Origin of the sequence: Brevundimonas balnearis (assembly GCF_042434805.1) — a bacterium.
GTDB lineage: Bacteria > Pseudomonadota > Alphaproteobacteria > Caulobacterales > Caulobacteraceae > Brevundimonas > Brevundimonas balnearis.
Genome location: NZ_JBHLSW010000005.1, coordinates 237,029 through 254,939 on the forward strand (window position 1 = coordinate 237,029; position 17,911 = coordinate 254,939).

The 17,911-nt window shown below is 71.0% G+C and carries 16 protein-coding genes and 1 tRNA gene; 7 read left to right on the plus strand and 10 right to left on the minus strand.

From position 1 onward, the window contains the following. Positions 1–151: 151 nt before the first annotated feature. Together cmk and aroA are read right to left on the minus strand one after the other, a co-directional pair. Positions 152–802 carry a (d)CMP kinase gene (cmk, locus tag ACFFGE_RS08270; protein WP_376835841.1) on the minus strand — a complete coding sequence of 217 codons (651 nt, stop codon included), beginning with the start codon at positions 800–802 and terminating at the stop codon, positions 152–154. Continuing rightward, positions 799–2,109, minus strand: coding sequence for a 3-phosphoshikimate 1-carboxyvinyltransferase (gene aroA / locus ACFFGE_RS08275; RefSeq protein ID WP_376835842.1), 1,311 nt, complete (start codon positions 2,107–2,109; stop codon positions 799–801). Before aroA ends, cmk begins: the two co-directional genes overlap by 4 nt. 145 nt (positions 2,110–2,254) lie before the next feature. Here aroA and ACFFGE_RS08280 point away from each other — a divergent pair, with 145 nt between their 5' ends. Further along, entirely contained in the window at positions 2,255–2,710 is a 456-nt protein-coding gene (locus ACFFGE_RS08280; RefSeq protein WP_376835843.1) for a TIGR02300 family protein, read from the plus strand. A 130-nt stretch (positions 2,711–2,840) separates the two neighbouring features. Then, positions 2,841–2,916, plus strand: a tRNA-Ala gene (locus tag ACFFGE_RS08285). Between the two features lie 44 nt (positions 2,917–2,960). Here the strand turns inward: ACFFGE_RS08285 and ACFFGE_RS08290 are convergent. Next, on the minus strand, positions 2,961–5,810 hold the full coding sequence (locus ACFFGE_RS08290) for a M16 family metallopeptidase (RefSeq protein WP_376835844.1): 2,850 nt from the start codon (positions 5,808–5,810) through the stop codon (positions 2,961–2,963). Positions 5,811–5,983: 173 nt separating this feature from the next. Between ACFFGE_RS08290 and ACFFGE_RS08295 the strand changes: the two genes are divergently transcribed. Together ACFFGE_RS08295 and hisN are read left to right on the plus strand one after the other, a co-directional pair. After that, positions 5,984–6,361: a helix-turn-helix domain-containing protein gene (locus tag ACFFGE_RS08295; protein WP_376835845.1), complete on the plus strand. Its 378-nt coding sequence runs from the start codon at positions 5,984–5,986 to the stop codon at positions 6,359–6,361. A 67-nt stretch (positions 6,362–6,428) separates the two neighbouring features. Then, a complete protein-coding gene (gene hisN / locus ACFFGE_RS08300) occupies positions 6,429–7,214 on the plus strand; it encodes a histidinol-phosphatase (protein WP_376835846.1) in 786 nt (261 codons plus the stop codon). Positions 7,215–7,227: 13 nt separating this feature from the next. On the opposite strand, the gene ACFFGE_RS08305 is transcribed toward hisN, so the two are convergent. From ACFFGE_RS08305 to ACFFGE_RS08315, 3 genes are all read right to left on the minus strand, one after another. After that, the gene (locus ACFFGE_RS08305) at positions 7,228–8,241 is read right to left on the minus strand and encodes an alpha/beta fold hydrolase (protein WP_376835847.1); all 1,014 of its coding nucleotides are present in this window, start codon (positions 8,239–8,241) and stop codon (positions 7,228–7,230) included. Then, the gene (locus ACFFGE_RS08310) at positions 8,238–9,164 is read right to left on the minus strand and encodes a class I SAM-dependent methyltransferase (RefSeq protein ID WP_376835848.1); all 927 of its coding nucleotides are present in this window, start codon (positions 9,162–9,164) and stop codon (positions 8,238–8,240) included. Before ACFFGE_RS08310 ends, ACFFGE_RS08305 begins: the two co-directional genes overlap by 4 nt. A 117-nt stretch (positions 9,165–9,281) precedes the next feature. Next, positions 9,282–10,031, minus strand: a complete 750-nt coding sequence (locus tag ACFFGE_RS08315) for a class I SAM-dependent methyltransferase (protein ID WP_376835849.1) — start codon at positions 10,029–10,031, stop codon at positions 9,282–9,284. Between the two features lie 255 nt (positions 10,032–10,286). On the opposite strand from ACFFGE_RS08315, the gene ACFFGE_RS08320 reads away from it, so the two are divergent. Beyond that, complete coding sequence (locus ACFFGE_RS08320) at positions 10,287–10,739, plus strand: Hsp20 family protein (RefSeq protein WP_376835850.1); 453 nt, start codon at positions 10,287–10,289, stop codon at positions 10,737–10,739. A 58-nt stretch (positions 10,740–10,797) separates the two neighbouring features. Here ACFFGE_RS08320 and ACFFGE_RS08325 read toward each other — a convergent pair whose 3' ends face one another. From ACFFGE_RS08325 to gpmA, 3 genes are all read right to left on the minus strand, one after another. Further along, positions 10,798–12,078, minus strand: coding sequence for a pentapeptide repeat-containing protein (locus ACFFGE_RS08325; RefSeq protein ID WP_376835851.1), 1,281 nt, complete (start codon positions 12,076–12,078; stop codon positions 10,798–10,800). An 88-nt stretch (positions 12,079–12,166) separates the two neighbouring features. Continuing rightward, positions 12,167–12,787: a bifunctional diaminohydroxyphosphoribosylaminopyrimidine deaminase/5-amino-6-(5-phosphoribosylamino)uracil reductase RibD gene (locus ACFFGE_RS08330; protein WP_376835852.1), complete on the minus strand. Its 621-nt coding sequence runs from the start codon at positions 12,785–12,787 to the stop codon at positions 12,167–12,169. Beyond that, positions 12,784–13,497: a 2,3-diphosphoglycerate-dependent phosphoglycerate mutase gene (gene gpmA / locus ACFFGE_RS08335; protein ID WP_376835853.1), complete on the minus strand. Its 714-nt coding sequence runs from the start codon at positions 13,495–13,497 to the stop codon at positions 12,784–12,786. Before gpmA ends, ACFFGE_RS08330 begins: the two co-directional genes overlap by 4 nt. A gap of 156 nt (positions 13,498–13,653) precedes the next feature. Between gpmA and ACFFGE_RS08340 the strand changes: the two genes are divergently transcribed. Both ACFFGE_RS08340 and ACFFGE_RS08345 read left to right on the plus strand, forming a co-directional pair. After that, positions 13,654–15,153, plus strand: a complete 1,500-nt coding sequence (locus tag ACFFGE_RS08340) for a phosphomannomutase/phosphoglucomutase (RefSeq protein ID WP_376835854.1) — start codon at positions 13,654–13,656, stop codon at positions 15,151–15,153. Positions 15,154–15,231: 78 nt separating this feature from the next. Further along, positions 15,232–16,530, plus strand: coding sequence for an FAD/NAD(P)-binding protein (locus tag ACFFGE_RS08345; RefSeq protein ID WP_376835855.1), 1,299 nt, complete (start codon positions 15,232–15,234; stop codon positions 16,528–16,530). Here ACFFGE_RS08345 and glmM read toward each other — a convergent pair. Continuing rightward, positions 16,514–17,878: a phosphoglucosamine mutase gene (glmM, locus tag ACFFGE_RS08350; protein ID WP_376835856.1), complete on the minus strand. Its 1,365-nt coding sequence runs from the start codon at positions 17,876–17,878 to the stop codon at positions 16,514–16,516. The genes ACFFGE_RS08345 and glmM overlap by 17 nt on opposite strands. Positions 17,879–17,911: the final 33 nt, after the last annotated feature.

Consider the following 17,911-nt stretch of genomic DNA (forward strand, 5'->3'; position numbering starts at 1 on the left):
GGGTCTTTGTCGAAAGGCCGAACGCGCGCGGGCGAACCACGCCGGACAGGCCGGGTTTAAGGTGGATGTCGAGGTCGTCGGGATGCGGGACCGCTGATCCTGAAAGCCCGCGGCGATCGAGCCCGGCGCGTTGGATTTGTCCTTTAGGGGTTCAGACCCCGGATCGGACGCGCGCCGCCTCGACGATGCGGCGGGCCGCATCGAAGGCGGCCTCTATATCCAGATCGCTGGTGTCCAGCAAGACCGCGTCCGCCGCCTGCACCATCGGCGCGGCGCCTCGGCCGGCGTCCCGGGCGTCCCGGCGCAGGATGTCCTCGAGCATCTCGTCGAAGGCGATCGCCTCGCCGCGCGAGGTGAGCTGCAGCCAGCGGCGGCGCGCCCTGACCTCGGGCGAGGCGGTGACGAAGAGTTTCGCCGCTGCGTCCGGCGCGATCACCGTGCCGATGTCGCGGCCGTCCAGAACGGCGCCGCCGGGCTGGGCCGCGAACGCCCGCTGAAGGTCCAGCAGCGCGGCGCGCACGCCCGGGTGGCCCGCCACGCGGCTGGCCGCCTCGCCCGCCCCCCGGCCGGTCAGGTCGTCGCTGGCGACCACCGCCTCGGCGTTGAGCGCCCGCGCCACCTCCTCCGCCAGGCCGGCGTCCTCCAGCGACCCGCGCGCGGCGATGACTCCGCGTCCGACCGCCCGATAGAGCAGACCAGTGTCGAGGTAGGGCAGGCCGTAGTGCGCCGCGAGCCGGGACGCGATCGTTCCCTTGCCCGAGGCGGCCGGGCCGTCGACGGCGATGATGAGCGACCCGCTCATGATGCGATCTCCCCGCCGAGCTCGCGCATCATGCGCACGAATCCGGGGAAGCTGGTCGCGATCATCTCGGGGTCGCGGACCGAAACCGGCGCCTCGGCCGCAAGGCCCAGCACCAGGTGGCTCATGGCGATGCGGTGGTCATGAGCGGTGTCAACGACCGCGCCGCCGGCTACCGGACCGCCGGCGACGGTGAAGCCGTCGGGCTCTTCATCGACCGCCGCGCCGCAGGCGCGCAGGCCATCGACCATCAGGCGGATGCGGTCGCTTTCCTTGACGCGCATCTCTCCGACCCCGCGCATCACCGTCCGGCCCTCGGCGAAGGCGGCGGTGGCGGCGAGGATCGGGTACTCGTCGATCATCGAGGCGGCCCGGCCTTCGGGCACGATCACGCCCGTCAGCGCCGAATGCCGCGCGGTGACGTCGCCCACCTCCTCGCCGCCGGACGTCCGGCGGTTCGAGATGGTCAGGTCGGCGCCCATCTCGCGCCAGGTGTCGAACAGACCCGTGCGCAGCGGGTTCAGCATGACGCCCTCGACCGTCACGTCCGAGCCTGGGACGATCAGGGCCGCGGCCAGGGGGAAGGCCGCCGAAGAGGGGTCGCCCGGCACGGCGACGGCGGTTCCCGTCAGCCGCTGACCGCCCGCCAGACGGATGATCCAGCCGTCGCCGTCCGGCTCGACTTTCACCTCGGCGCCGAAGGCCGTCAGCATCCGCTCGGTATGGTCCCGGCTTTTCTCGGGCTCGCGCACGAAGGTCTCGCCACGGGCGTTCAGCCCCGCCAGCAGGATCGCCGACTTCACCTGAGCCGAGGCGACGGTCTGGGCGTAGTCGATGCCCTGCAGGGCGCCGCCGGACACCCGCACCGGCAGCCGGTCCTCCGACCCGCCCCAATCGAAGCGCGCGCCCATCAGCCCCAGCGGCGCCGTGACCCGTTTCATCGGCCGCTTCCTCAGGGAGGCGTCGCCGTCGAAGGTCGCCTGGATCGGATAGCCCGCCGCCGCGCCCATCAGCAGGCGTACGCCCGTGCCGGCGTTGCCGCAGTCGATGACGTCGGCCGGGGTCTGAAAGCCGCCACGCCCCTCGATCCGCCAGCGCCCTTCGCCCAGCCGCTCGACCTTCGCGCCGAACGCGGCCGCCGCGCGGGCGGTGGCCAGGATGTCGTGGCCCTCGAGCAGGCCCTCGATCTCGGTCACCCCCTCGGCCATCGCGCCGAGGATCAGCGAGCGGTGCGACATGGACTTGTCGCCGGGCGCCCGCGCGCGGCCGTGCAGCGGCCCGGAGGGGCGGGCGGTCAGGCTCTGCGGCACGGACGATGTCACCCGCGAAAAGCCTCCGTGGTCTCGGGGATCGCGCGGCCGGGTAGGCGGGCGCATCGAACGGTTTTGACAGCGGCGTTCCGTGGTGGCAAGGGAGCCGCCCGATTTCCCCCCCACGCGCGAAGGCATACGAACCGTGGCCAATCCCGAACTGGGCGCCAAGCAGATCTGTCCGAACTGCCAGGCGAAATTCTACGACCTGAACCGCCGTCCGGCGCACTGCCCCAAGTGCGGCACCGAGTTCGATCCCGAGGACGCGCTGAAGAACCGTCGCGGCCGCGGTCGCGTCGGCGCGGGCTATGCGCCCGGCGACGACGAGGAGGTCGAGGACCAGGTCAAGGGCAAGGCCGAGGGTGACGACGAGGACGAGGAGGAGGTCTCCGCGCCCGAAATCGACCAGGAAGGTCACGAGCCGATCCTCACGCCTGACGACGATGACGACGACACCTCGGGCGACGACGCCGGCATCGGCACAACCGACGGCGACGACGATGTCAGCGACGATGACGACGACTCCGTTCCCTTCATCGAGGACGAGGACGACGACAGCTTCGAGGACGAGATCCTGAAGCCTGAAAAGGACGAAGACTGATTGTTTTCAAGGTCATGCGGGACGGCGGAAAAAATCTTCGCCGCCCGCTTGATCGCCGGTCGGGGCTGACATAGGTTCCGCCGCCTCGCGACCGGCCACCCGGCCAGGACGCGATCCGGCCGAAAGGCTCGGGGCTATAGCTCAGTTGGTAGAGCGCTTGAATGGCATTCAAGAGGTCAGCGGTTCGACTCCGCTTAGCTCCACCAGTTTCGAAGGGCCCGGCGGCGACGCCGGGCCCTTTTTCTTCGTCTCAGTCCAGCAGGTCGTTGGCGCGGATCGGCGCGCCGTAGCCCAGCGCCTCCAGCCGGGCCTCCTGCGTGGCCGCGTCGCCCACCACCACATAGATCAACGCATCGGTGTCGATCCGCTCGGCCGCCAGGCGACGGACCTGGTCCACCGTCAGCCCCTCGATCACGGCGGACTCCCGAGCGAGGTAGTCGGCGGGCAGTCCGTAGTCGCCGATGGCCTCCAGCACGTCCAGCTTGGCCCCCGCGGTTTCGAACGCGCGCGCCCGGCTCTTGGACAGGGCGCTGCGGGTCACCTCCAGGTCCTCCTCGGTGAAGGTCGCGCCGTAGTCGCGCAGGATGTCGCGGGCCAGGGTCGCGGCCTCCAGTGTCACGTTCGAGCGCACCGAGCTGCCCAGGTTGAAGTCGCCGAAGGTCTCGCCGCCCGAGAAGCTGGTGAAGACGCCGTAGGTGTAGCCCTGGCCCTCGCGCAGCTGCTGGGTCAGGCGTGAGGCGAAGCCGCCCCCGCCCAGCCGGTAGTTCATGGCCACGGACGGATAGTAGGCCGGATCGTCGCGGGTCAGCGCCGGATAGCCGAAGTTGAACACCGACTGGGCCGCGCCGGGCACGTCGTAGAAATAGACCCGCGCCTGTTCCGGCCGCCGTGGGCGCGGATAGGCGGGGATCTCCACCTCCCGGTCCGACCAGCGCGTGCCCATGCCGTCCAGCGCGGCGAGGGCCTCGGCCTGATCGACATCGCCCACGACGCGGAAGCGGGCGTTCGCCGGCGACCAGCGCGCCAGCATGGCTTGCAGATCGGCCATGCTCAGAGCCGCCACCGCCTCTTCGGTGCCCAAGGGGGAGGCCGACAGGATGTGATCCTCGCCATAGGCCACGGCGTCGTACAGCAGCGCGGCGATGGCCGTCGGCTGGGCCCGCAGGCCCTGGATCTGCGCGGTCACCGCCGCCTTGGCCAGGGTCAGCTCGCCTTCGTCCCAGCGCGGCTCGAACAGCATCTCCTCGACCAGGTCGAGCGTGGCGGTCAGGTTGCGTGACAGGGTCGTGCCCGAGACGATGAACCGCTCGTCGCCGGCCTGGACGTTCACCTGGGCGCCGAGGGCCTTGAAGGCGTTCTCGAGCTCGGCCGGCGTCTTGGTCCGGGTGCCCCGGCTCATCATCCGCGCGAGGAGGTTCGCCGCCCCCGGCCGCTCGGGATCGTCGAACAGACGCCCGCCGTCGACCGACAGCTCGAAGGCCACCACCGGCAGCTCATCGTTCTGGATGCCGGAGACGTCCAGCCCGTTGCCCAGCTCCGCATTCCAGATCGTCGGCGGCGTGATCACCGGCGCTTCGCCGTAGGGGGGCTCCACCGTCCGGTCGAAGGACGACGGCGTGCGCTGGTACGCCACATCGCCCGCGCGCGGATCGACGGGCGCCTCGGCGCCCTGGACGATCGGCTCGACCACGACCTCGGCGACCTCGGAGCCCTCCAGCGCCAGTCCGGCCTGACCGCGCGGCACGAAGCTGGTCGCCACGTGCGGCCGGTCCTTGATGTAGGCGCGGTAGACCCGCATCAGGTCGTCGGGCGTGAGCGCCCGCAGCGCCGCCAGATCGGCGTCCGCCGTCGTGCCGTAGAGGTCGTAGCGCGCCAGCGCCGAGCCCTTGCCCAGCACGCTGCCCAGGCCATTGTAGAACTCGGCCTCGGCCTGGGTCTTGACGCGCTCGAGCGCTGCGGCGTCGACGCCTTCGGCCTCGAACCGCTCCAGCGCCTGGGTGACGCCCGCCTGCACCCGGTCCAGATCCACGCCGTCGAAGGCGGTCGCCTGGATCATGCCCAGCCCCGCGATCTGCTGGGACTGGTTGAAGCCCGCCACCTCGTCGGTGACCTGCAACTCGTCGACCAGCACCTGGGTCAGGGGCGCGTCGCGTCCGGCGGTCAGCAGGATGAACAGGGCGTCCAGCGCCGCCTCGTCGGGATGGCCCCGCGCCACCGTGGGGAAGGCCAGCGTCAGCTGCGGCAGCCGGGCGTAGTTGTCCTCGTGCATCAGGCGACGCGTGGCGGTCAGGTTCGCCGACTGCGGCTGGACATCCGGCGCCTCCGCGCCGCGCGGAATCTCGCCGAAATAGCGCTGGACCCACCCCAGCGCCTGTTCCGGATCGAAGTCGCCGGCGATCACGAGGGTCGAGTTGTTCGGCGTGTACCAGCGGCGATAGAAGTTTTGGACATCCTGAAGCGTCGCCGCGTCCAGGTCGGCCAGCGACCCGATCACCGGCCAGCTGTAGGGGTGCCCCTCGGGGAACATGTTCTCGAGGATGACGCCGTAGGTGTGGCCATATGGCCGGTTGTCGACGGACTGGCGCTTCTCGTTCTTGACGACCTGCTTCTCCTTGGCGAGCACGGCGTCGGTGACGGTGTTGATGAAGTAGCCCAGCTTGTCCGCCTCGGCCCAGATCATCTTCTCGAGCGCGTCGTTCGGGACGGTCTGCAGATAGTCCGTCAGGTCGAAGCTGGTGGAGCCGTTCGCCCCGGAGCCCCCGATGCGCGCGCTCATCCGGTCCAGGCCGCCCGGCCCCAGGTTCTCGGAGTCCAGGAAGAACAGGTGCTCGAACAGGTGCGCGAAGCCGGTGCGGCCCGGCTCCTCGCGCGCCGACCCGACGCGGGCGGCCAGCACCACGGCGGTGACGGGGTCGGACCGGTCGATGTGGAAGATGACCCGCAAGCCGTTGTCGAGAACATACTCCTGGGTCGGGATCAGGCCCTCGGTGGTCCGGACCCGCGTCGGCGGGTCGACGTCCTGGGCCAGGATGGGGCCGGCCGCACCGGCGGCGAGTACGAGCCCGGCGGCGCCGGCGAGCAGAAGTTTGCGAAGCGACATGTGGCGACCCCCTGAAGACAGGCCGCGACGCTAGCACCGAAGCGCGGCGCCGCAAGATTAAGGGTCGTTAACCTTCGTCGCTCGCCCGTCACGCGATCCGGGCATGGTGCTTGCGTCGAGACGGGCGAGCTGTTCCGTTTCGGGACGGCGTTGAAGAAGGGGACTTCAAGGCCATGGCCTCAGATATCGATCTTCACCTGGGCCGTCGCCTGCGCCGTCGTCGGCGGCTGCTCGGCCTGACGCAGCAGCAACTGGCCGTGCAGGTCGGCATCCGCTTTCAGCAAATCCAGAAGTACGAGTGCGGCGCCAACCGCATCTCCGCCGCCCGCCTGTGGCAGCTGGCGGAGGCGCTGGAGACCCCGGTCAGCTACTTCTACGATGGTCTGACCGAGGCGCTGGATCGCCGCGATTCCGGTTCGGGATCCGGCGAGGTGTTCTCGCGCAAGGAGACGCTGGACCTGATCCAGGCCTACTACCAGCTCGGCGAGCGTCCGCGCCGCCGCCTGCTGGACCTGGCGAAGTCCCTGCACGCCGAGGGCGACGCGGCCTGAATTCCGCATGCAGGATGCGAGGAACGGGGTTTAGGGCGGTGCGAGGCCTGGGCTATAGGCCTGGGCCATGACCGATCTCGAATCCTTCGCCGTCGAGCTGGCCCGCACGGGCGGCGCGGCGGCCTTGCCCTACTTCCGGGGCGCCTACGCCATCGAGGACAAGGGCGCCGCCGGCGCCTATGATCCGGTCACCAAGGCCGACCGCGCGGCGGAGGCGGCGATGCGCCGGCTGATCGGCGAGCGCTACCCGCATCACGGCGTGATCGGCGAGGAGTACGGCGAGGATCGTCCGGACGCGGAGCATGTCTGGGTTCTGGACCCGATCGACGGCACCCGCGCCTTCGTGGCGGGCCTGCCGCTCTGGACCTGTCTCGTGGGACTGACCGTGGAGGGACGGCCCGAGGTCGGCGCCATCGGACAGCCCTATCTGAACGAGGTCTTCGCGGGCGGCCCCTCCGGCGCGCGGCTGCTGTGGAGCGGCGGCGAGACGACCCTGCGCAGCCGGCCCTGCGAGCGGCTGACCGACGCCGTGCTCGCCACGACCGATCCCGACATCTTCACCGGCGCCGAACTGGGCGCCTTCACCCAGGTCAGGGCCGCCGCGCGGCTCACCCGGCTGGGCTGCGACGCCTACGCCTACGCCATGGTGGCGGCGGGCCGGATCGACATCGTGGTGGAGTCCGGCCTGAAGCCCTGGGACTGGACCGCCCTGGCGCCGGTCGTGCGGGCCGCCGGCGGCGGCTTCGTCAATTGGCGGGGCGAGGCGCCGGACGCCGGCGGTCAGGTGCTCGCGGTGGGCGACGTGGCCCTGATCGAGCAGGCGTTGGTCACCCTGAGGCGTTCGGCGATCTAGACCGGATCCGGCTCTAGGCGACGTTCTCGACCGTCGGCGCAGCGCCTGGCGGAGCCAGGTAGTCGGTCAGGGCGTCGAACTCAGACAGGAACACCGCACGGCGGTCGTCGGTCTCCATGATCACCTCGTGCTTGGCCCCCGGAACCTCGACGTAGCGGCCTCGGCCCAGCCGCTTGGCGGCCCAGCGGCTGGTCTGCTTCCACACCCGGTCGTCGTCGTCGGCCTGGACGATCGCCACGGGCACGCCGACCGACTTGAGCGCCCTCGGCTTCAGCGCGCGCTCCCCCACCTCCAGGGCGAAGGCGAGCCAGCCCCAGGTCGGTCCGCCCACCGCCAGGTGCGGGCAGGCGTACAGCTGTTGCCGCCAGAGCTCATAGCGAGTCTCGTCGGTGGTCAGGGCGTCATCCTCGAAGGTGTGCTCGAAGGGATCGTCCATGTCGCCCAGGACATAATCGCCGGCCCGGCCGTGGCGCAGGTTCCAGCGCACCGCCAGCTTGACCGACCACATCGACCGCTTGCCGGTGCGGATGCGCAGCATCGGGCTGGACAACAGGGCTCCGGCGATCCGCGCCTCGCCCTGTTGCAGCGTCAGCAGGTTCAGCGCCCCGCCCATCGAGTGGCCGACCGCGATCCAGGGCTTGGGCGCGCGCCCCTCGAAAGCCTCCAGCAGGCGCGCATAGTCGTCCAGGAACTCTTCGACGGCGCGGGCGTGCCCCTTCAGCCGGTCCGGCAGAAGCCGTGCGGACAGCCCCTGGCCGCGCCAGTCGTGGGCCAGGACGCAGAACCCCCGCGCCAGAAAGTTTCCGATCACCTCGAAATACTTCTCGATCGGCTCGGTCCGCCCCGGACTGACGATGACCGTCCCGCGGGGCGTCGGTGCGATCAGGTTGGACGGCGTCCAGAAGGCGGCGCGCAGACGCAGGCCGCCGGCGCCACGGAACCACTCGCCCACGCCGCCGGGCGGCGCGGCGGCCCCGGGCACGCCCATCAGCGGGGCCTGGGCGGCGAAGGCGGCGGCGCGGTTCACTCGGGCTTCCTGAATCTGAGGGTCATGCGGTCGCTCTCGCCGATGGCGAGATAGCGGGCGCGGTCGAAGGTCGGATCCGGCGGCTCGCCGGGCCGGGCGGTCAGGCTGATGGGCGGCAGGGTGTCGACGCCGAACGGGTGATCCTTGGTGTCCCGCTCATTGGCGTTGACGTCCGAGGCCGCGACGAAGGCGAAACCCGCTTCGGCGGCGACCTGTTGAACAAAGGCCTCCTGCACATAGCCGTTGGCGGCGGCCGGATCCTGGTCGGCGTCCGGCGACAGGCGGTGCTGTTCGACGCCCAGGACGCCGCCGGGCCGGAGCGCGGCGAAGGCGTCGGCGAACGCCTTCTCCACGATGCCCGCCGCCATCCAGGCGTGGATGGTGCGCATGAACAGAACCAGGTCCGCGGTTCCGGCGGGAGCCACGGGACCGCTGCTCGGGCCGAAGCTGGTGAACTCGATCTCGCCGTACAGGCGCCGGTCCGCCGAGAAGCGGCTCTGGTAGGCGGTGTTCAGCGCGGCTTGGGCCGGGTCCGATCCGGGCCCCACGGGGAAGCCGGCGGCGTAGAGCTTGCCGCCGCCCCGCGCCAGATAGGGCGCCAGGATCTCGGTGTACCAGCCGCTGCCGGGCCAGAACTCGACGACGCGCATGTTCGGCTGCAGGCCGAAGAAGCGCAGGGTCTCCAGCGGATGGCGCCATTCGTCGCGGGCCCGGTCGCCCGCGCGCCAGGGCCCCTCGATCGCCCATTCCAGAGAGCCCTCCGGAGGACCCACGGCCGGGTCCTCGGTCGGCGCGTCGGTCTCGGGCGCGGCGTCCGGCCGGCCGCAAGCCGCGAGCGACACGACGGACGCGAGCGCGCCGCCCGCCGCCAGCAGACGACGGCGCGAGGTCAGGACCAGGGATACCGGCGGCCGGTCGGACATGAACGCTCCCGAGGCGGCGCCCGCTCGATGCCGGGGCGCCGCGGCGGTTCGGGATTAACGGTGTTCCCCGCGGGCGTCAAAGCCGAACCGGGCGTCTGTCGTCGCCCTGCCGCGGCCTCAGGCCGGCTTGCGGAAACGCAGCGTCATGCGGTCGCTCTCCCCGACCGCGTCGAACTGGGCGCGCTCTTCGGCCGTGAGGCTGCGGCCATTCTGTTCCGACCGCCGCACCGGCGGCAGCGTCCAGACTCCGAACGGGTGATCGCGATCGTCCCGGGCGTTGGCGTTGATCTCCGAACGGCCGTCCAGCACCAGACCGGCGCGCTCGGCCGCCGCGATCACATAGGCTTCGGAGACGTAGCCTGTCGGGGCGGTCTGGTCCGGATCGGAGCCTTCCGGGGCGCGGTGTTGCTCGACCGCCAGCACGCCGCCCGGCTTCAGCACGCGCGCGAACTGTCCCATCAAGGCGTCGGTCTGGCCGCCGCGGTGCCAGTTGTGGAAGGCGCGCGCCACCAGCACCATGTCGGCCGAACCGTCGGCCACGCCGGACAGTTGCTGACCGTTGTTGGCCGCCACGTAGGTCCCTTCGCTCTGAGCCAGATACGGCTGCAGGATGTTCGACCACCAGCCGGCCTGGCCCGGCTGAATCTCGACGACCGTCATGCCGGGCGCGAGCCCCCAGAAGGTCAGCGATTCATACGGATGCCGATACTGATCGCGGGCCCGGTCCGCCTCGGGGCGCGCGTCGGACGCGATCGCCGCCCGCAAGGCGGCGTCCGCCTGCTGAACGGCGGCGACGCGTGGCGCGGGTTCGGCCCCGGCGGGCGCGGCGAAGGCCAGAAGGGCGGCGGCGAGGAGCGGAGTGCGCATGGTCGTCGAGATCTCCCTGTTCGCCCGTCTGCGCGGGCCGCGACATCTGGCCCGGCGGCCCCCCGGACCGCAAGCCGCCTTGTCGGGAAGCGACCTCTTGACGCCGAGGGCGCCGCTCACGATCTCCCGGCTCGAGACGCGCCGACAGGGCGTCTCGCGAGGCTTCGGGGCCCCACGGGGACCGCCGCCTCGATCCCCACCGTCCCGGGCAAACCGCTGGGGCGGCTCAACCTTGCTGATGTCAGGAGGATTGACATGCGTACCATCGACTTCTCGCCGCTCTACCGTTCGGCCGTCGGCTTCGACCGTCTGGCCACCCTGCTGGAGAGCGCCGCGCGCACCAGCGAAAGCGGCGGCTGGCCGCCCTACAACATCGAAACGACCGGCGAGAACGCCTATCGGGTCGAAATCGCGGTGGCGGGCTTCACCCCCGACGAGCTCAATGTCGAGGTGAAGGAGAACCTGCTCACCGTCACCGGCCGCAAGACCGCCAATGACGACGCCCAGCGCAACTACCTGCATCGCGGCCTGGCCGAGCGCGACTTCGAGCGCCGCTTCCAGCTGGCCGACTATGTCGTCGTGACCAGCGCCAAGCTGGAGAACGGCCTGCTGTCGATCGAGCTGAAGCGCGAGCTGCCCGAGGCGCTGAAGCCGCGGCGGATCGAGATCGCCACGCCGGCCGGCCTGATCGAAGGCAAGGCGGCCTGATCGTCTCGGATCGCGGGTGACTTCGGGGGGCGGCGCGCGAGCGTCGCCCCTTTTCGCGTCAGCTCGACCAAGGCAGACCGAGCGCCGCGGTCACCACCGCGCCGGCGAGTTCCGCGTTCCGGGTCTGCGCCCCGTGCAGACGCGCCCGCGTCAGATCCGCGCCCGAAAGGTTGGCGCGGCTCAGGTCCGCGCCCGACAGGTCCGCGCCCCTCAGCTTCGCGCCCGACAGGTCCGCCGGCAGCAGGCGGTCGGGCCCGATCAGCAAGGGTCCGAGCTGCGCCTCGCGCAGGTCGGCGCCCCCCATCCGCGCCCCCCTCAGCCGGGCCCCGCGCAGGTCCGCGCGTCTGAGCCGGCAGGACCGCAGGTCCGCGCCCTCCAGATGGGCGCCCTGTAGCTGCACCCCGTCCATGTCCAGGCCGTAGAACACCGCCCGCTTCGCCGACAGGGCCGTCAGGTTCAGGCCGACGATGGACTTCAGCGGCCGCAGGTCGACGCCGTCGAACACCGAGGGCTTGCCCTCGGCGCCGCCGGTCTCGCACCAGCGCGCATGGTCGCGCAGCATCTCTGCGGCGGGCATCTGGCTCATGGCCTGGCCGGGCGAGCGGTTGTCGGTCAGCGCGCCCTCCATATCCGCTCCGTCGGCTCGCCACATCGTCGTCTGGGCGCCCACCAGCACCGCGTCGCGCAGATCCGCGCCCGTCAGGTCCGCGCCGGACAGGTCCGCCCCCGCCAGGTCCGCGCCCCGGAAGTTCGCCTGTTTCAGGTTGGCGCGAACCAGCTTGCAGTCCTTCATGACGGCGTCGGAGAAGTCCGCCGCGATGGCGATGACGCCGGACAGGCGCGAGCGCTGCAGGTTCGCGCCGGAAAGGTTCGCGCCGACGGCGTCGGTGTCGTATGCCGCGCGCGGCTCGATGATCCGGAAGCCCAGTCGCGCGTCCGCCGCCGCCAGGGTCCCCTCCCGCAGGTCGGCCTCGAACAGGTCCGCGCCGGTCAGGTCCGCCCCGCGCAGGCTCGCCCCGCGCAAATCCGCCCGCCTCAGGCTCGCCTCCTCCAGAACGGCGTCGGTCAGATCGGCTCCGAACAGATTGGCGTTGTCCAGCCGGGCCCCGGTCAGGTCGCAGCCGGTCAGAAAGGCGCCGGCGAAGTCCGCGTCGGCCAGATGCCGGCCCTTCAGCGACAGGCCCGACAGGTCGCACCAGGCGAACACCGCCCGAGCGCCGCCGTTGATGCAGCGAAACAGTCGCTCGTGCCGGGCGCAGACAGCGTCGACCTCGGCCTGATCCAGTTTGCGCCGGATCGGCTGGGGGTTGTCGCTGGCGTGAACCTCGGCCGCGGTCATGGTCCGCGAACGTTAAAGACCGTCGATTAAGGAAGTTCTCTCGCGCCGCGCCCGCCCCGCGTGCGCAGCGCCGAGGGTCAGACCGACATCAGACGGTCAGCAGCCCCTGCTCGCGCAGCGCGTCGGCCAGCTCGCCGGGCGCGGTCCACAGGCGCGTGTACCCGGCTTCGCCCAGGCGGGTCAGCTCGCCCTTCAGATCGGCTCGGGGCGAGGCCGCGAACCGGGCGTCGAAGCCCTCGCCGGTCTCGGACACCCGCACCATGGGCCGGCCGGTCTCCAGCCGATGCAGATACCCTTCGTAGAGCACCCGCGCGTCGTCGGCGAGCAGGCCCGTCACCACCTCCAGCCCGGCCTGGCGCAGACGCTCGACGCCGCGACCCGAGGCGAAGGGCGAGGGGTCCAGGGCCGCGATGACCACCCGCGCCACGCCGGCCTCGACCAGGAAATGCGAACAGGACTTGCGCCCGGACGAGCGGGCGCCGCACGGCTCGAGCGTGACATAGGCCGTCGCGCCCCGCGCGGCCTCGCCGGCCTCCGGCGCCGCCTGCTCCTCGGCGTGGGGGCGTCCCCCCGGAGCCGTGGCCGCCTCGGACAGCACGACGCCGTCCTTCACGATCACGCAGGCCACCGCCGGATTGGGCCAGGTCGAGCCCATGGCCCGAAGCGCCAGGTCGATGGCGCGTCGCATGTGGCGGGCGTCGTCGCTCACGGCAGCGCCGGAAGGGCCTCGGCGCGCGCGGCGTCGAGATAGCGGGCGGCGGTCGGCCTCAGATCGCCGTCCAGCTCGATCTCCAGCGGGTTGCCGGTCGGGATCTCGACGCCGACGATCTGGTCGTCCGGCACCGCGAACAGGAGCTTGACGATGGCGCGGAGCGAGTTGCCGTGGGCGGCGATCAGAACGTCCTCGCCCGCCCTCAGACGCGGCGCGATCTCGGCGTCCCAGTAGGGTTGAACCCGGTCCAGCGTGGTCTTGAGGCTTTCGGTATCGGGGATCGGCTGCCCCGCGTAGCGCGGATCGGCGGTGAAGTCGTACTCGCCCCCGGGCGCCAGCGGCGGCGGCGGCACGTCGTAGCTGCGCCGCCAGATCAGCACCTGTTCGTCGCCGTGTTTCTCGGCCGTCTCCGCCTTGTTCAGGCCCGTCAGCCCGCCGTAGTGCCGCTCGTTCAGCCGCCAGTCGGCGATGACGGGCACGTCCGACAGCCCCGCCGCCTCGAGCGCCGCCGCCCCGGTCCGCTGGGCGCGCCTCAGCACCGAGGTGAACATCACCGCCGGATGGAAGCCGGCCTCGGCCAGCAGCATCCCCGCCTTGTCGGCCTCGGCCTCGCCCTTTTCGGTCAGGTCGACGTCGACCCAGCCGGTGAAACGGTTCTCGAGGTTCCACTGGCTCTGGCCGTGGCGCAGCAGGATCAGACGCGGCATCGAAAGCTCCGAAGACAGACTTCCGGGGTAGGACCGGCGCCCTCCAGGGTCAAGCGTTCGCGTCCGCACAAATACCGCCGTTCCGAGATTGTGAGGAACCTTGGGGGCGCCCTATAGCCTTCAAGTCGCCACCCGCACCCAACCTTCAGGACCGCCATGCAGACGCCCCGCCAGGACATCCGGCCGAACTCGCCCGAGTACGAGACCATCCCGCTGGTCAAGCCGACGGGGTTCCGCGAGTACGACGCCCGCTGGATCCTGGAGAAGGAGATCAACCTTCTGGGCGTGCAGGCGCTCGGGCTGGGTCTGGCCACCTACGTCCACGAGATCGGGGTCAGGCCGCGGATCGTCACCGGCCATGACTTCCGCTCCTATTCGCTGAGCGTGAAACAGGCGCTGATCCTGGGCCTGCTGGAAGGCGGCATGGAGGTGCTCGACGTCGGACTGGCCCTGTCGCCGATGGCCTATTTCGGCCAGTTCGCGCTGGACGCCGCCTGTGTCGCCATGGTCACCGCCAGCCACAATGAGAACGGCTGGACCGGTGTGAAGATGGGCGCCCAGGCGCCGCTCACCTTCGGCCCCGACGAGATGGGCCGTCTGAAGGAGATCGTGCTGGGCGGCCAGGGCGTCGCTCGGCCGGGAGGACGGCTGGAGCGGGTCGAGAACTTCCGCGAGCGCTATCTGGAGGAGGTCAGCGCGCCCGTGAGGCTCACGCGGCCGCTGAAGGTGGTCTGCGCCACCGGCAACGGCACCGCCGGCGCCTTCGCGCCGGAGGCGCTGCGCCGCATGGGCGCCGAGGTGATCGAGATGGACGCCGAGCTCGACTTCACCTTCCCGAAATACAATCCGAACCCGGAAGACCACGCCATGCTCAAGCAGATGGCGGCGCGGGTGAAGGAAACCGGCGCCGACCTGGCGCTCGGCTTCGACGGCGACGGCGACCGCTGCGGCGTGGTGGACGAGACGGGCGAGGAGATCTTCGCCGACAAGATCGGTCTGATGCTGGCCCGCGACCTGTCGGCGCTGCATCCGAACGCCACCTTCGTCGTCGATGTGAAGTCGACGGGGCTCTACAAGACCGACGAGGTGCTGAAGGCCAACGGCGCCGAGACCGTCTACTGGAAGACCGGCCACAGCTACATCAAGCGCAAGACCGCCGAGCTCAAGGCCCTGGCGGGCTTCGAGAAGTCCGGCCACTTCTTCTTCAACGCCCCGATCGGGCGCGGCTATGACGACGGGATCGTGGCGGCGGGCGCGGTCCTGGCCATGCTGGATCGCAATCCGGACAAGTCCCTGTCCGAGCTCAAGCGGGCGTTGCCCAACGCCTACACCAGCCTGACCATGAGCCCGCACTGCGACGATGAGCTGAAGTACGATGTGCTGGCCAAGGTCGTGAGGGAGTACGAGGACCTGGCCGCCTCCGGCGGATCGATCCTGGGGCGCAGGATCGTCGAGGTCATCACCGTGAACGGCGCCAGGGTTCATCTGGAGGACGGCTCCTGGGTGCTCGTGCGCGCCTCCTCGAACAAGCCGGAGCTGGTGGTGGTGGTCGAAAGCCAAGTGTCGGAAGACGACATGCGCGCCCTGTTCCGCCAGGAGGTCAAGCCGCGCTTGGCGGCCCATCCCGAGGTCGGCGCGTACAACCAGGAAATCTGATGAACGCCCTCCGGGGCGTTTGACGAATGCGCGCGTCAGGCGAATAAGGCCTCGCGGCTCCCGCCGCGGGGGCTTTGCGTGTCCGATCGGGTTCTGATCATCGGCGGCGGATTTTCCGGGGCCATGCTGGCGGCCCGCCTGGCCGAGCGCGGCGCCGCCTCGACGCTGATCAACCGCGATGACCGCTTCGGTCTGGGGGTCGCCTATGGTGCGGCGGAACCCTGGCACCTGCTGAACGTCCGTTCGGCCCGGATGAGCGCGGTCGCGGACCGGCCGGACGATTTCGTGGACTGGTTGCGGCTCCATGCGCCGGAGCATTCCGATCCGCACGGGTTCGCCCCGCGCGTGGTGTTCGGCCGCTATGTTCAGGATCGGCTCAACCGTATCCGGCGCGAGCGCCCGCAGGCGATCGAAGCCATGTCCGGCGTCGCCACGGCGATCGGGGGCGACGGCGTCGACCTGGCCGACGGCCGTCGTCTGCAGGGCCGGGCGGTGGTGCTGTCGACCGGCAATCCGCCGCCCGCGGCCGCGTCCGCTTTGCCCGGGGCCGTCGCCGACCCCTGGGCGCTCGGGGCGCTGGAGGGCGTGCGGCCATCGGACGACGTCGTGCTGATCGGCACGGGTCTGACGATGGTGGATGTGCTGGCGACCCTGGAGCGGCGCGGCTGGTTCGGCCGCGCCTTCGCCCTGTCGCGCCGGGGTCTTCTTCCCCGCAGTCATGGGCCGCGTCCGGACCCGAGGCTGGAGCCGGCGCCCGGGGTCGGTCGCAGCCTCGCAGGCTCGGTCAAGGCCGCCCGAGACGCCGCCCCGCCCGGCGACGGCTGGCGGTCCCTGATGGAGGCCTATCGTCCGATCACCGCCGAGCTGTGGGCCTCTCTCGACGCCCGCGGCCAGCGCCGTCTGCTGCGTCACCTGCGCCCCTGGTGGGACGTGCACCGCCATCGGCTGGCGCCGGAGGTCGCGGCCCGCATCGACAGCCTGATCCGGCAGGATCGCCTGAGCGTGATGGCCGGTCGGCTGCTGACCGCGCGTCCCGCCGCCGGTCGGATCGAGCTGAGCTTCCGCCCGCGCAGCCAGACGCGCGAGGCGAAGCTGGTCACCGACTGGCTGATCGACTGCTCTGGGCCGGGGCACGATCCGCGCAAGGACCCGCTGACCGGCCCGCTGATCGCCGCCGGCGCGGCGCGGCTCCACGCCAACGGTCTAGGCCTCGACCTGGATCCTTTCGGAAGGGTGCTGAACGCCCAGGGCCTCGCGCATCCTGATCTGTACGTGCTCGGCCCGCCGGCCCGCGCCGCCTTCTGGGAGACCATCGCCGTGCCGGACATCCGCGAGCGGATCGAGGCGATGGCGCGGGCGCTCAGCCCGCCGTCCTGACCGCCTCAGCGATCTCGGACACCACCCGTTTCACCAGAGCCGCGTCGTCGCCCTCGGCCATGACGCGGATCAGCTTCTCGGTGCCGGACGGGCGCACCAACACGCGGCCTGAACCGGCCAGCGCCCGCTCGCCCTCGGCGATGGCGGCCGTGACCTTGGCGCTGTCGAGCGGGCTGCCTGTGGTGAAACGGACGTTCTCCAGCCGCTGGGGGACCGGATCGAACTGGCGCGCCAGCTCGCTCATGGGCCGGCCCGAGTCCACCAGCACCGCCAGCACCTGAAGCGCCGCCATCAGGCCGTCGCCGGTGGTGGCGTGGTCGTGCAGGATCAGGTGCCCGGACTGCTCGCCGCCCAGGTTGAAGCCGCCTTCCCGCATCCGCTCCATGACGTAGCGGTCGCCCACCTTGGTGCGCTCCAGCGTTAGCCCCTCGGCCTGAAGGCGGCGTTCCAGGCCCAGGTTCGACATGACGGTCGCGACCACGCCCCCACCCGCCAGCAGGCCGTGCGCGGCCCAGTCGAGCGCGATCAGCGCCATGATCTGATCGCCGTCGACGATCTGGCCCTTCTCATCCACGACGATCAGCCGGTCCGCGTCGCCGTCCAGGGCGATGCCGATGTCGGCGCGATAGGTCCTCACCGCCTCGATGAGCTTCTGCGGATGGGTGGAGCCGCATTCCTGGTTGATGTTCATGCCGTTGGGCTGGACGCCCACGGTGAAGACCTCGGCGCCGAGTTCGTAGAGCGTGGTCGGCGCGACCTTGTAGGCGGCCCCGTTGGCGCAATCGACCGCGACCCGCAGGCCCTTGAGGCTCAGCCGTTTCGGGAAGGCCTTCTTGGCGATCTCGACATAGCGGGCCTGGGCGTCGTCGATGCGCTTGACCCGGCCCAGCCGATCCGGCGCGGCCAGGTCCTCCGCCAAATCGCGGTCCATCATCGCCTCGATCCGGCTCTCGATCTCGTCGGACAGCTTGTAGCCGTCGGGCCCGAACAGCTTGATGCCGTTGTCCGCATAGTCGTTGTGGGAGGCCGAGATCATCACCCCCAGGTCGGCGCGCATGGAGCGGGTCATCATGGCGACGCCCGGCGTCGGGATCGGGCCGAAGGTGCGCACGTCCATGCCGACCGAGGCGAAGCCGGCAACCAGCGCCGGCTCGATCATGTAGCCCGACAACCGCGTGTCCTTGCCGATGACCACCAGGTGACGCCGGTCGTCCGCCGACATGAAGAAGCGCCCCGCCGCCAGGCCGACGCGCAGGGCGACCTCGGCGGTCATGGGCCGCGTGTTGGCCCGGCCCCGGATGCCGTCGGTTCCGAAATAGCGCCGCTTGACCTCGCCCTTCGCCGTCATGCCCGTGATCCTCCGTATGGGGACGAACCGCCG